At 71.5% G+C, this 12886-nt stretch carries 9 protein-coding genes; 7 read left to right on the top strand and 2 right to left on the bottom strand.

Annotated features, from left to right (window positions below):
* Positions 1 to 49 precede the first annotated feature (49 nt).
* The 5 genes from truA to cynS all read left to right on the top strand — a co-directional run bounded on the left by truA (position 50) and on the right by cynS (position 4609).
* Positions 50 to 1027: a tRNA pseudouridine(38-40) synthase TruA gene (gene truA / locus ACFQRD_RS12325; RefSeq protein WP_377019938.1), complete on the top strand. Its 978-nt coding sequence runs from the start codon at positions 50 to 52 to the stop codon at positions 1025 to 1027.
* 257 nt (positions 1028 to 1284) lie between these two features.
* On the top strand, positions 1285 to 1728 hold the full coding sequence (gene rplM / locus ACFQRD_RS12330; protein WP_377019937.1) for a 50S ribosomal protein L13: 444 nt from the start codon (positions 1285 to 1287) through the stop codon (positions 1726 to 1728).
* A gap of 51 nt (positions 1729 to 1779) precedes the next feature.
* The gene (rpsI, locus tag ACFQRD_RS12335; protein WP_377019936.1) at positions 1780 to 2289 is read left to right on the top strand and encodes a 30S ribosomal protein S9; all 510 of its coding nucleotides are present in this window, start codon (positions 1780 to 1782) and stop codon (positions 2287 to 2289) included.
* A 151-nt stretch (positions 2290 to 2440) separates the two neighbouring features.
* Entirely contained in the window at positions 2441 to 3706 is a 1266-nt protein-coding gene (locus ACFQRD_RS12340) for a CoA transferase (RefSeq protein WP_377019934.1), read from the top strand.
* A 393-nt stretch (positions 3707 to 4099) separates the two neighbouring features.
* Positions 4100 to 4609: a cyanase gene (gene cynS / locus ACFQRD_RS12345; protein ID WP_377804377.1), complete on the top strand. Its 510-nt coding sequence runs from the start codon at positions 4100 to 4102 to the stop codon at positions 4607 to 4609.
* Between the two features lie 25 nt (positions 4610 to 4634).
* On the opposite strand, the gene ACFQRD_RS12350 is transcribed toward cynS, so the two are convergent.
* Positions 4635 to 7994 (bottom strand): SNF2-related protein, encoded by a 3360-nt coding sequence (locus ACFQRD_RS12350; protein WP_377019932.1) that lies wholly within the window; start codon positions 7992 to 7994, stop codon positions 4635 to 4637.
* A gap of 191 nt (positions 7995 to 8185) precedes the next feature.
* On the opposite strand from ACFQRD_RS12350, the gene glmM reads away from it, so the two are divergent.
* A complete protein-coding gene (glmM, locus tag ACFQRD_RS12355; protein ID WP_377019931.1) occupies positions 8186 to 9532 on the top strand; it encodes a phosphoglucosamine mutase in 1347 nt (448 codons plus the stop codon).
* 310 nt (positions 9533 to 9842) lie between these two features.
* Here the strand turns inward: glmM and coaA are convergent, their stop codons facing one another.
* Positions 9843 to 10799, bottom strand: coding sequence for a type I pantothenate kinase (gene coaA, locus ACFQRD_RS12360; RefSeq protein WP_377019930.1), 957 nt, complete (start codon positions 10797 to 10799; stop codon positions 9843 to 9845).
* Positions 10800 to 11009: 210 nt separating this feature from the next.
* On the opposite strand from coaA, the gene glmS reads away from it, so the two are divergent.
* The gene (gene glmS, locus ACFQRD_RS12365; protein ID WP_377019929.1) at positions 11010 to 12878 is read left to right on the top strand and encodes a glutamine--fructose-6-phosphate transaminase (isomerizing); all 1869 of its coding nucleotides are present in this window, start codon (positions 11010 to 11012) and stop codon (positions 12876 to 12878) included.
* The last annotated feature ends 8 nt before the right edge of the window (positions 12879 to 12886 follow it).

Consider the following 12886-nt stretch of genomic DNA (forward strand, 5'->3'; position numbering starts at 1 on the left):
CGGGGCTCCGGTGCCCGCCCTCGGGCATCGCGCCGTTACGATCGGCTCCATGCCCGCCGCGATCCCGGAACCGACCCGCGCCGCGACGCCGGAGGAACCGACCACCCGGCTGCGGCTGGACCTCTCCTACGACGGCACCGATTTCCACGGCTGGGCCGCCCAGCCCGGCCGTCGCACCGTCCAGGGCGAGCTCGAGGCGGCTCTGGCCCAGATCGCTCGCCGCGAGCTGCGGGTCACCGTCGCCGGCCGCACCGACGCGGGCGTGCACGCCCGCGGCCAGGTCTGCCATCTCGACGTGCCCGACACGGTCCTGGCGACCATGCCCGGCCGCTCCGATCGCAGCCCCGCAGACTCTCTCGTGACACGGCTGGCCGGGGTGCTGCCGCCCGACGTCGTCGTCCACGTCGCCCGCGAGGTCCCCTCCGACTTCGATGCCCGGTTCGGCGCGCTGTGGCGCCGCTATCGCTACCGCATCTCCGACGGTCCCGCCGTCCACGACCCGCTGCGTCGCGACGTGCTGCGCCACCGCCGCCGGCTCGACATCGACGCCATGACCGAGGCGAGCCGGCCGCTGCTGGGCGAGCACGACTTCCTCTCCTTCTGCCGTCCCCGGGAGGGCGCCACCACCATCCGCACCCTGCGGGAGTTCCACTGGGAGCGTCCCGACATCGGCCGGGCCGACGAGGGCCTGGTCGTGGCGACCGTCGTCGCCGACGCCTTCTGCCACCACATGGTGCGCTCGCTGGTCGGTGCGCTGATCGGCGTGGGGGAGGGCCGACGGGACGCGGAGTGGCCCTCGCGGGTGCTCTCCGCGCGCACCCGGGAGGCCGCCCGACGGGACGGCGCCGGGTCGGCGCCGATGTGCCCGCCGCAGGGCCTGACCCTCGACCACGTCGCGTACCCGCCCGATGAGGAACTGGCGGCTCGAGCGGCTCTCGCGCGCGCCCGCCGGGGCACTTCCGCCGGCGCAGCCCGGATGCGTGACGGAGCCGGAGATCACACCCCGGACCAGCCCTCTGTGCGTTGACGCTGCCAGCTGGTTCGCAGTATTGTTGGCGGTCGTTGTGCCTCGATGTGTGCCCGACTCCGCAGCCGATATCTCACGCCCGGCGCGATAAGGGCATCTCACACACATCCAGGACCGCCGTCGCCTCGTGAGCGGAGCGGGACGGGCGCAGCGACAGGGCCATGCTTTTACCCGAAGGAAGCGTGCCCACGGTCCATCGAACCGTGCCTGGACGGCGTCCCGCCGCCTGGGCACCATGACGAGAGAAGAAGGCACGAGTGCGTACGTTCACCCCGAAGCCCGACGATGTCGAGCGTTCCTGGTACGTCATCGACGCAACGGATGTCGTCCTCGGCCGGCTCGCTTCCCAGGCTGCACAGCTCCTCCGGGGAAAGCACAAGCCGGTCTTCGCACCCCACATGGATGCGGGCGACTTCGTGATCATCATCAACGCTGACAAGGTCGCGCTGACCGGCAACAAGCGGGAGGCGAAGCTGGCCTACCGCCACTCCGGCTACCCCGGCGGTCTCCGCGGCATCCCCTACTCCGAGCTGCTCGAGAACCGCCCTGAGCGGGCGGTGGAGAAGGCCGTGCGCGGCATGCTCCCCAAGAACAAGCTCGCCGAGCAGCAGCTCAAGAAGCTCAAGATCTACTCGGGTTCGGAGCATCCTCACAGCGCTCAGCAGCCCGTCCCCTTCACCATCGACCAGGTGGCGCAGTAAGCGGGGGCTCCCGCCACTCCGCCCTGCCGCACGGAAGAACCAAGGAGAACCGTGACTGAGACCACCCCCGAGTCCCTCGAGGCCGTGACCGAGGAGACGGACGAGAACGTCCCGTCGTCCTTCACCACCGAATCCACCGGCGAAGCCCCGGTCGGCAGCGGCCAGTCCGCCACCGCCCCGGGCTACGGCACCGGTCGCCGCAAGCAGGCCGTCGCCCGCGTCCGTCTGATCCCCGGCTCCGGCCAGTGGACCATCAACGGCCGCAGCCTGGAGAACTACTTCCCGAACAAGCTGCACCAGCAGGAGGTCAACGACCCGTTCACGGTCCTCGACCTCCAGGGCCGCTTCGACGTCGTCGTCCGCCTCACCGGCGGCGGCCCCTCCGGTCAGGCCGGGGCCGTGCGCCTCGGCGTGGCCCGTGCGCTGAACGAGATCGACGCCGAGCACAACCGCCCGACCCTGAAGAAGGCCGGCTTCCTCAAGCGCGATGCTCGCATCATCGAGCGCAAGAAGGCCGGACTGAAGAAGGCCCGCAAGGCGCCGCAGTACTCCAAGCGCTGATCATCCCGCGCTGCTGATTCGCGACCTCGCCGCCGGATCCGCGCACACGATGCCCCTCGACCCATGTGGTCGAGGGGCATCGTTGCGTTCGCCCCCGACGAGAGCCCGCCGTCGGACCACAGGCGTCGGGGCCACGGACTATCCTCACGGCATGGAGTTCGTGCCACGGCGATGGTGGAGCGGCCCCTTCGACGTCGAGCATCTCGCCTGGACGGCCGTCGCCCGGGTACGGGACGCGGCGCAGGAGGTCGCCATCACCCGCGGCCTGGATGTCACTGTCGACACCACGCCCGCACTGGTCGCCGCGTCGTTCGCGTCCTTCGAGAATCTGCGCGTCGACGGCCGTGCACCCGAGGCCTGGGCAGAGCTGTCCGGACTTGTCGCCGCCCGTGACGGCTGGGTGCGGCTGCACGGGAACTACCCGCATCACGCGGCTGCCATCCGCTCAGCGCTCTCCGTCTCGGATCGCGCCCAGCTCGACCGCACGGCGCGTCGACTCGGCGCGGAGGAACTGGAGGAGGCTGTCTGCGCGGCCGGGGGGATCTCGGTCGCCGTGCGGTCCCGGGCGGACTGGGCGCGGCATCCGCACAGTCTGGCCACGGCCTCGGCGCCGTGGTCCGAGAGGCACGACCGCGGGGACCGGCCCGTGCTGTCCCGCACCGCCGCCCCGCGGGAACTGCTCCGCGGGATCCGGGTCCTCGATCTGACCCGCGTGATCGCCGGCCCCACCTGCTCGCAGCTCCTGGCCTGCCTCGGGGCCGACGTGCTCCGCGTGGACCCGCCGCAGCGTCCGGAGATCCTCGACCAGTACCTCTCCACCGGGATGGGCAAGCGGTCCGTCGAGATCGATCTCCGTCGCGAGGCGGATCGGGTGCGCGCCCTGGCCTCGTCGGCGGACGTGATCCTCAGCGGGTACCGCCCCGGCGCTCTCGACCGATTCGGACTCGGCGACGAAGCCCTCGAGCAGCTCGCCCCACAGGCCGTCATCGTCACCCTCTCCGCCTGGGGCGAGGCCGGTCCCTGGGGCTCGCGAGCCGGGTTCGACTCCATCGTCCAGGCGGCCACCGGGATCGCGGCCGCCTGCGGCTCGCCGGACCGGCCCGGGGCGCTTCCTGTCCAGGCCCTGGACCACAGCAGCGGGCACCTCATGGCCGCCCACGTGCTCGAGGCGCTCGCCCGGGCACGCGCCCACACGGTGCGCGTGAGCCTGCTCGGCGCCGCCCGCACGCTGCTCGCCGCGACCCCGCCGCCGCCCCGGGAGCCGGCCGCGCTCGACGTGCCGCGGGTGAGGGTCCCGTCGGCCGAGGGCGTCCTCGACGCCGTCCCGCCGCCGCTGCGGATCGACGGTGCCACCCTCGAGCGTCCCGTCGGCCGGTACGGTGCCGCGAGAGCGGAGTGGAGCGACCGGAGCGGGTGAGGCCGTTCCGGCCCTCGCGACATATGGCGAGGCCGTTCCGGCCCTCGCGACATATTCGGACCCCTCGGTCTCCCTCCGTGCACTCTGCGCCCCGGCGCGCGCCCTCCCCGGCCCTGAGCCCGCCCCTGACGTCCACCGCCCACTGTGCAGGCGGCGGCGATGACGAGTCATTCCCACGGCGTCGGGTTACCGGACCGTGACCCCGGTGTCCGCCGCGGCCGTCTCCCGGAGCGGTGGCCGGACGGTTCGCGCAGGATCGGACTCGTGCGCGGAGCGTCCGTGCGCGGATCGTCGATCGCCTGCGCGTCCCGCCCAGGTGCGGGTGCGACGGAGTCGGCGACGTGGGCGGCGGGAGCGGGAGACGCTCCCTCAGGACGAGAGGACATTGCGGTGATGAGTGATCAGACGGAGACCGGCGGCGGAGCGGGGCAGGGGAGCGGGCGCGGACTCGTGAGCAAGCGCGTGGCCGGCGAGCTGATCGACGAGAAACGACGTGAGCTCGGGGTGACCTGGACGGACCTCGCCGAGCGCACCGGGCGGCCGCGCGTCTGGCTGGCCTCGGCCGTGCTCGGCGCCCAGCCCGTCCCCGCCGCCGAGGCGGAGATCCTCGGCGAGGCGCTGGGACTGGAGCCGGACCTGGTGGCAGCCCTGACGCGCCAGCCGTATCGGACCGTCGACCCCGAGATCCTCAGCGACCCCACGATCTACCGCTTCCAGGAGCTGATCCAGGTCTACGGGCCGGCGCTGAAGGCGCTCATCCACGAGGAATTCGGCGACGGGATCATGAGCGCCATCAACTGCAGCATCGATCTCGAGCGCGGGAAGCACCCCGGCGGTGATCGTGTGGTGCTCAGGATCGATGGGAAGTTCCTGCCCTACGACTGGGTCAGCACCGAGGCCTGATCCGGTCTGCCCGCCTCGGCGCGATCTACGAGAGCAGCTCGCGGATGTCATCGGCCGTGATGCCCTCGCGGAACGCCGACCCGGAGTCGGTCAGGGCGTCGAACAGGTCCGCCTTCTTCTGCTGCAGCGCGAGCACCTTCTCCTCGATGGTGTCCTCGGCGACCATCCGATAGACCATCAGGTGGCGCTCCTGGCCGATGCGGTGGGCGCGGTCGACGGCCTGGTTCTCCGCGGCGGGGTTCCACCACGGATCCAGCAGGAAGACGTAGTCCGCCTCGGTCAGGGTGAGTCCGAAGCCGCCGGCCTTGAGGGAGATCAGGAACACCGGAGCGTTCCCCTCGCGGAAGCCGCGGACCGCCGCCTCACGATTGCGGGTGGAGCCGTCGAGGTAGGCGTAGTCCACGCCGCGCTGGTCCAGCTGCTCGGCGACCCGGTGCAGGTAGGAGGTGAACTGGCTGAACAGCAGCACCTTGTGCCCCTCGCCGAGGACCTCCTCGAGCTGGTCGAACAGCGCGGCGAGCTTCGAGCTGTGCACGTCCCGATGCTCCTGCGCATCGACGATGCCCGGATCCAGCGCCATCATCCGCAGCAGCGTGAGCGAGCGGAACACGATGAAGCGGTTGCGGTCCAGATCGTCCTCGATCAGCCCCAGCACCTTCTTGCGCTCGCGCTGGAGCAGGGAGTCGTACAGCGCCCGGTGATCCTCGGCGAGCTCGACCTTCCACACCTGCTCCTGCTTGGGCGGGAGCTCCTTGGCGACCAGATCCTTGGTGCGGCGCAGCATGAACGGTCGCAGCCGGGCACGCAGCACCTCCATCCGCTCCGGATGCTCACCGCTCTCGATCGGCGTCGTATAGCGCTGACGGAACGCGGTGGCGGCGCCGAACAGTCCCGGCGCGGCCAGCGACATGATCGACCACAGGTCATCGAGCGAGTTCTCCATCGGCGTACCCGTGATGGCCAGGCGGAACGGGGCGTGCACGCCGCGCGCCGCCTGGTGTGTGCGGGCACGGCGGTTCTTCACGAACTGCGCCTCGTCCAGCACCATGCCCGCGAACTCCTGCTCGGCGAACTCCTCGGCATCGATCCGCAGCACCGTGTAGCTGGTGACCAGCACGTCGGCGCCGGCGGCCACCTCGGCGAGGTCGGTGCCGCGAGCCCGACGGGTGCGGTCGACGACCCGCAGATCCAGGCCCGGGGTGAACCGCTCCGCCTCGGAGCGCCACACGCCCACCACGGACGCCGGCGCGACCACCAGGAACGGTGGCAGCGCGGAGGAGGCGGCGTCCGAGCCGGTCCCGGCACGCTCGTGCGCATGGGCGATCAGCGCGAGGGTCTGGACGGTCTTGCCCAGGCCCATATCGTCGGCCAGCACTCCGCCCAGGGAATGCTCGTACAGGAAGGCGAGCCAGGCGAAGCCGTCGCGCTGGTACGGGCGCAGATCGGCGGTCAGCCCGCGCGGCGGCTGCGGCGGCGTGAGATCGACGCCCGCCTGCAGGGCACCGACGCTGCGCTGCCAGGCGTCGGAGGACACGGCCTCGTCGGCGATCTCCTCGAGCTCGTTCCAGATGTCGACCTGGTACTTCGAGATCGACTGCTGGTCGGGATCCCACTCGGCCAGCGCCTCGCCCTCGGCGATCAGCTCGCGCAGCGCATCGAAGGCTGGGTTCTCCAGGGAGAAGTACGTGCGATCGGGCATCAGCAGCCGCGACTTCCCCTGGGCCAGGGCCGTGAACAGGGAGGCGAAGGCGATCTGCTTGCCCTCGATGGTGATCTCGAAGCCGAGGTCGAACCAGTCGTTCTTCCCGCGGGACTCGTGCTGGGTGACGCGCACGTGCGGGGCCTCGTCCAGTTCCCGGTAGGCGTGCCGGGTGCCGGTGACCTTCGCGCTGACGTGCTCGAGCTCGTCGAGGGCATCGAGCACGTGGGTGGAGAACTCGGCGGTGTCGACGCCGCTGAGCCGCTCCGGCGTCCGGGAGCCGGCCGTCGGCCACAGCTGCTGAGCGCGGGCGAGGACCGCCTCCTCGTGCTCGTGATCGCGGCGCGGGCCGATCGCCGGGTCCATGGGGACGGTGCGTTCGGGATCGTGGTACCGCCAGGACCAGGTCAGGGTGAGCCGGTCGCCGTCGGCGTAGGCGGCGGTGACCTGCAGCGTCGCCGGCTCGATCGCGGGCATCTCCACGCTGCCGTCGGTACTGGTGACGGTGGTGATCTCCCGCAGCCGGGGGTAGGCCGAGCCCAGGAACTCCTCGCGCTCGGCGGCGGGGATGCGCAGCGGCTCGGGGCGTTGGAACAGTCGTTGCAGGGCGATCGGGACCGGGCTGTCCACAGGGGCGATGCGGGCGTGGAAGCGTTCGCCGCGCCGGCCGGCGTCGTCGCCGTCCCCGTCGGCCGGGATCGTGGAGGCCAGATCGATCACCCCACCGGTGCCCAGCAGCTGCGCAGACGGGGCCGGGTCGCCGCCGATGAGGATTCGGGGGCGCACGGCGAGTTCGGACTCGGCTGCGGGCGCGGAGAGGTCCAGCTCCACCTCGGCCGTCGGCGCGATCTCGACGCTCTCGAGGATGCCGCTGGTCAGGAACTGCACGCCGACGTCGGCGGCGTAGGAGAGCGACTGCCACAGCAGCGGCGAGCCGATCGAACTCAGCCACAGGTGCTCGACCGCCCCCGAGGTGTAGGAGCGCTCGGCCGTGGCCGCGGAGAAGATGCGGGTCAGGGCCTCGGCGTGCGCGGGGACGTAGTCGTGGCCGGGCACGCGGTACTCGAAGGTGCGCCAGGAGACACCGCCCTTGATCCAGCGCCCCTGCTTGCCGCGCACCAGCGGGCGGATGCCCAGGCGCAGCTCGGATCCGGCATGGACGTGCTCCGCGGTGGCGGGCTCGTGCGCATAGCGGGGCCGGCCCGACTCCAGCGGCGAAGCCTCCAGATCGAACCGCAGCGCGAGCGGCTGCGGGCCCTCGCTGCGCTGCTCCTCCTGCAGCAGCGGCCTCAGCACGCTGCGCCACTCGGAGACCTCCCGCTCGGACTTGGTCCGGTCAGCCATGGTGTTCAGCTCATACATCGCGGCCGCGGCATGCTTGCAGTCGGAGCCGACGGGGCACGTGCAGCTCGAGCGCACCGGCCGCCAGACGCCGCCCGGCTCCTCGGGCAGGAACCGGCGGGTGACCGCGGTCTGGTCGTACTCCTCCAGCTGCACGGTCACGCGGTACGGGGTGCTGGCCGCGCCGCGCACCTCTGCCCGGACGGAACGGGCCTCGTCGTCCCATCCCAGCTCCTGGACGCGGCCGCCGCGCGCATAGGCGAGGCCACGACCCGCGGAGCGGTCCCCGACGAACTGGGAGATCGCAGCGGGCAGGATCCGTGGGGGGAGATCGACGACCGGCATCCTCTCAGGTTAACGAGAGCGCAGGCCCCTCGTCCCGTCGCCGGGGCATAGTTCACCTCCAATTCGTCACCCGGGGAGCCACCGATGCCGTGTGCACCGCGGCCGCCCACCGCCGGAGCGTTACAGTTTCCCCGGACCTCAGCCGTGGTTGCTCATCTTCGGCGCCCCCCGACCCCTGAAAGGGCCAGCACATGGCACGACTGTTCGGAACCGACGGAGTGCGCGGACGCGCGAACGGGGACATCACCGCCGAACTGGCGGTCGAGCTCTCCGTGGGGGCGGCCCATGTCCTGGGCACCCTCGGCGCCTTCGGCGGCACCAAGCCGCGCGCCATCGTCGCCCGCGACACGCGGCCCTCGGGGGACTTCCTCTCGGCCGCCGTGTGCGCCGGGCTCGCCTCGGCCGGCGTCGACGTGCTGGACGCCGAGGTGCTCCCCACGCCGGGCCTGGCCCACCTGGTCCAGTCCACCGAGGCGGACCTCGGCGTGATGATCTCCGCCTCCCACAACCCCGCGCCGGACAACGGCATCAAGTTCTTCGCCCGAGGCGGCACCAAGCTGCCGGACGAGGTGGAGGACGCCATCGAGGCCCGCCTCGGCGAGGAGTGGGAGCGGCCCCAGGGCACGGGCGTCGGCACGATCACCCGCTACGAGGGCGCGGTCGAGACCTACGTCGATCACCTGGTCTCGACCCTCGATCAGTCACTGGAGGGCATCACCGTCGTCGCCGACTGTGCGAACGGTGCTGCCTGCGAATCCGGCCCGGAGATGCTCCGTCGCGCCGGCGCGACCGTCCACGTCATCGGTGACCGCAGCGACGGCGGTCTCATCAACGACGGCGTCGGCTCCACCCATCTCGGTCGGCTGCAGGAGGCCGTCCGGGAGAAGGGCGCCGACATCGGCGTGGCCTTCGACGGCGATGCCGACCGCTGCCTGGCGGTCGACGCCGACGGCGAGGTCATCGACGGCGACCAGATCATGGGCATCCTCGCGCTCGACCTGAAGGAGAAGGGTCGGCTGCACGACGACACGCTCGTGGTCACGGTGATGAGCAACCTCGGCCTCAAGCTCGCCATGCGCGAGCACGGCATCATGCTGGGCCAGACCGCGGTGGGAGATCGGTACGTGCTCGAGGAGATGAACCTCGGCAGCTACTCCATCGGCGGTGAGCAGTCCGGCCACGTCATCCTCGCCGACCACGCCACCACCGGCGACGGCGAGCTGACCGCCCTGCACCTGATCCAGCGCATGGCCAGCACCGGCCGCACCGCCCGCGAACTGGCCGACGTCATGACGCGCCTCCCGCAGGCGCTGATCAACGTCAAGAACGTCGACAAGGCCCGCGCCACCATCGACCGCGGCGTGCTCGACGCCGTGGCCGCCGCGGAGAACGAGCTGGGTGAGACGGGCCGCGTGCTCCTGCGCCCCTCCGGCACCGAGCCCGTCGTGCGCGTCATGGTCGAGGCACCGACCGACGAGCAGGCCACCGACGTCGCCGAGCGCCTGGCCGCCCTGGTCCGCGACCGCGTCGGGCTCTGACGGGGAGCGGGCAGGCGGCGTCGGGCTGTGACCGGGCCTGGGGCGCTGCGACCGCGTCGGGCTCTGCCGGGGAATCGCGCCTCGGCGGGGCCTGGGGCGCTGCGACCGCGCCGTCGTGACCATCGGCGGTAGTTCATTCGAGGGTGCCCTGCGATATGCGGGGCACCCTCGAAACACGTCCCGTTCGGGGACAGTAGCTCCACGAGCCCGAACAGCTTCTCCGTGCCGCGCGGCCGCCGGGGACACGCGCAGCGGGCCGCCGGGGACGTGCGCAGCGGGGCCGGCAGTGGGCGGCGACGGACGTCCGCGCTCACACCTTGCGCAGCAGCACCGAGTGCACGCGGTGCATCCCGTCCTTGCGCAGCACCAGGTCGGCGCGGCCGCGGGTGGGCAGCACGTTCTCGGTGAGGTTCGGCCCGTTGATGGTGCGCCAGATGCGCAGGGCGGTCTGCTCGGCCTCGTCGTCGGAGAGATCCGCGTAGCGGCGGAAGTAGGAGCGCGGATCGGAGAACGCCGTCCGGCGCAGCTGCAGGAACCGCTCCACGTACCAGCGCTGGACGTCCTCGGGCCGGGCGTCGACGTACACGGAGAAGTCGAAGAAGTCCGAGACGGCCATCCCCAGCCGCCCGTCGGGGCGCGGCCGCGCGGGCTGCAGCACGTTCAGGCCCTCGAGGATCAGCACATCGGGGTGCTCGACCACCGCCCGCTCGTCCTCGATGATGTCGTAGGTCAGGTGGGAGTAGACGGGGGCCTCGACCCGATCCTGGCCGGACTTCACGTCCGAGACGAACCGCAGCAGGCTGCGCCGGTCGTAGCTCTCGGGGAACCCCTTGCGATGCATGATCCCGCGGGCCTCGAGCTCGGCGTTGGGCAGCAGGAACCCGTCGGTGGTGACCAGCTGCACCCGCGGCGTCTCCGGCCAGCGCGCCATCAGCTCGCGCAGCACGCGGGCCGTGGTGGACTTGCCCACCGCCACCGAGCCGGCGATCCCGATCACGTACGGCGTGCGGTGCTGGCGCTGGGCGAGGAAGTCCTCCCGGGCACGGCGCAGCGTCTCGGCCGCGGAGACCTGGAGGTTCAGCAGCCGGGAGATCGGCCGGTACACGGCATCGACCTCCTGCAGGTCGATCCGGTCGCCCAGACCGCGCAGACGGATGACGTCATCCTCGGACAGGGGCAGGGGTGTCTGCTGCGACAGACGCGCCCAGTCGTCCCGCGGGATCTCCTCGAACGGGGTGACGGTGCTCGTCGCTGAAGCGGCCTTCATAGGGATGATTGTTCCGCACTCCAGAAGCAATCCGTGCACCGCCGCCCCGGGTGAGACCTGTGAGGCCCCAGAGGGCAGGTGCGCGAACGTGATCACTCCTGCGCAGGTTCGGCCAGTGCCGTGCACGCGGGCCCCGCGAGGTGAGGAACGACTCGCCGGGAAACCGCGCTGTGGCAGCTGAGCGCCGTGCGGGTCGCTAGCGTGAGCGGCATGTGTGGAATCGTCGGATACGCAGGCCCGAAGGCCTCAGCACCCTCCTCCCGTCCCGTGGACGTCGCCCTCCAGGGCCTCGCCCGCCTCGAGTACCGCGGCTACGACTCCGCCGGCATCGCCGTGATCGATGACGGCGCCGTCGACGTCACCAAGCGCGCCGGCAAGCTCGCCAACCTCCGTGAGGCGCTCGGTGAGGGCACCGAGACCTCCGGGCGCGTCGCCATCGCCCATACCCGCTGGGCAACCCACGGTGCCCCCACCGACGGCAACGCTCACCCCCACGTCGGCGGCCGCGACGGCGAGCTCGCCCTGGTCCACAACGGCATCATCGAGAACTTCGCCGCGCTGCGCTCCGAGCTCGAGGGACAGGGATACACCTTCACCTCCGAGACCGACACGGAGGCCGCCGCGCACCTGGTGGCCCGCGAGATGGAGACCACCGGTGACCTCACCGAGGCGATGCGCCGCACGGCCGCCTCCCTCGAGGGCGCCTTCACCCTGCTGGCCGTCCACCGCGACGCCCCGGACACCGTCGTCGCCGCCCGCCGCAACTCCCCGCTGGTCGTCGGCCTCGGCGACGGCGAGAACTTCCTCGGCTCCGACGTCGCCGCCTTCGTCGACTCCACCAAGGAGGCCCTCGAGGTCGGCCAGGACCAGGTCGTCACCGTCACCGCCGACGCCGTCTCCATCATCGACTTCGACGGCCACGAGGTCACCGACGCCAAGCGCTACACCATCGAATGGGACGCCGCCGCCGCGCAGAAGGGCGGCTACCCCTCCTTCATGGCCAAGGAGATCCACGAGCAGGCCGCCGCCGTGGCCGACACCCTGCTGGGCCGCATGGAGAACGGCTCACTGCACCTGGACGAGATGGACATCGACCCGTCCGTGCTGCGCAGCGTCGACAAGATCGTCGTGATCGCGTGCGGCACCGCCGCCAACGCCGGCGAGGTCGCCAAGTACGCCATCGAGCACTGGTGCCGCATCCCCACCGAGGTCGAGTTGGCCCACGAGTTCCGCTACCGCGATCCCGTCGTCACCGAGAAGACCCTGGTGGTGGCGATCTCGCAGTCCGGCGAGACCATGGACACGCTGATGGCGGTGCGCCACGCCCGCGAGCAGGGCGCGAAGGTCGTCGCCATCTGCAACACCCGCGGCTCCACCATCCCGCGCGAATCCGACGCCGCCCTGTACCTCCACGTCGGGCCCGAGATCGCGGTGGCCTCTACGAAGGCGTACCTGGGCCAGATCGCCGCCTGCTACCTGCTGGGTCTGTTCCTCGCCCAGGTGCGCGGCAACTTCTACCCCGACGAGATCAGCGCCCTCATGGCCGATCTCGAGAAGCTCCCCGAGCACATCCAGACGGTGCTGGACGACGCCGGCCAGATCGAGCGGCTCGCCGAGGACATGAAGGACGCCAGGAGCGTGCTGTTCCTGGGTCGCCACGTCGGCTACCCCACCGCGATGGAGGGCGCCCTCAAGCTCAAGGAGCTGGCCTACATCCACGCCGAGGGCTTCGCCGCCGGCGAGCTCAAGCACGGCCCGATCGCCCTGGTCGAGGAGGGCCAGCCGGTGTTCGTCATCGTGCCCTCCCCGAACGGCCGCCACTCGCTGCACTCCAAGGTCGTCTCCAACATCCAGGAGGTCCGCGCCCGCGGCGCCCGCACCCTGGTGATCGCGGAGGAGGGCGACGACGACGTGGTGCCCTACGCCGACGAGGTGATCCGGGTGCCCGCCACCCGCACCCTGTTCGCCGCGCTGCTGACGGTCATCCCGCTGCAGATCTTCGCCTGCGAGCTGGCCACCGCGAAGGGCCTGGACGTCGACCAGCCGCGCAACCTCGCCAAGTCCGTCACCGTCGAGTGACGGGCCCG

The sequence above is a fragment of the Brachybacterium sp. GCM10030268 genome (genome assembly GCF_042666305.1).
Taxonomy (GTDB): Bacteria; Actinomycetota; Actinomycetes; order Actinomycetales; family Dermabacteraceae; genus Brachybacterium.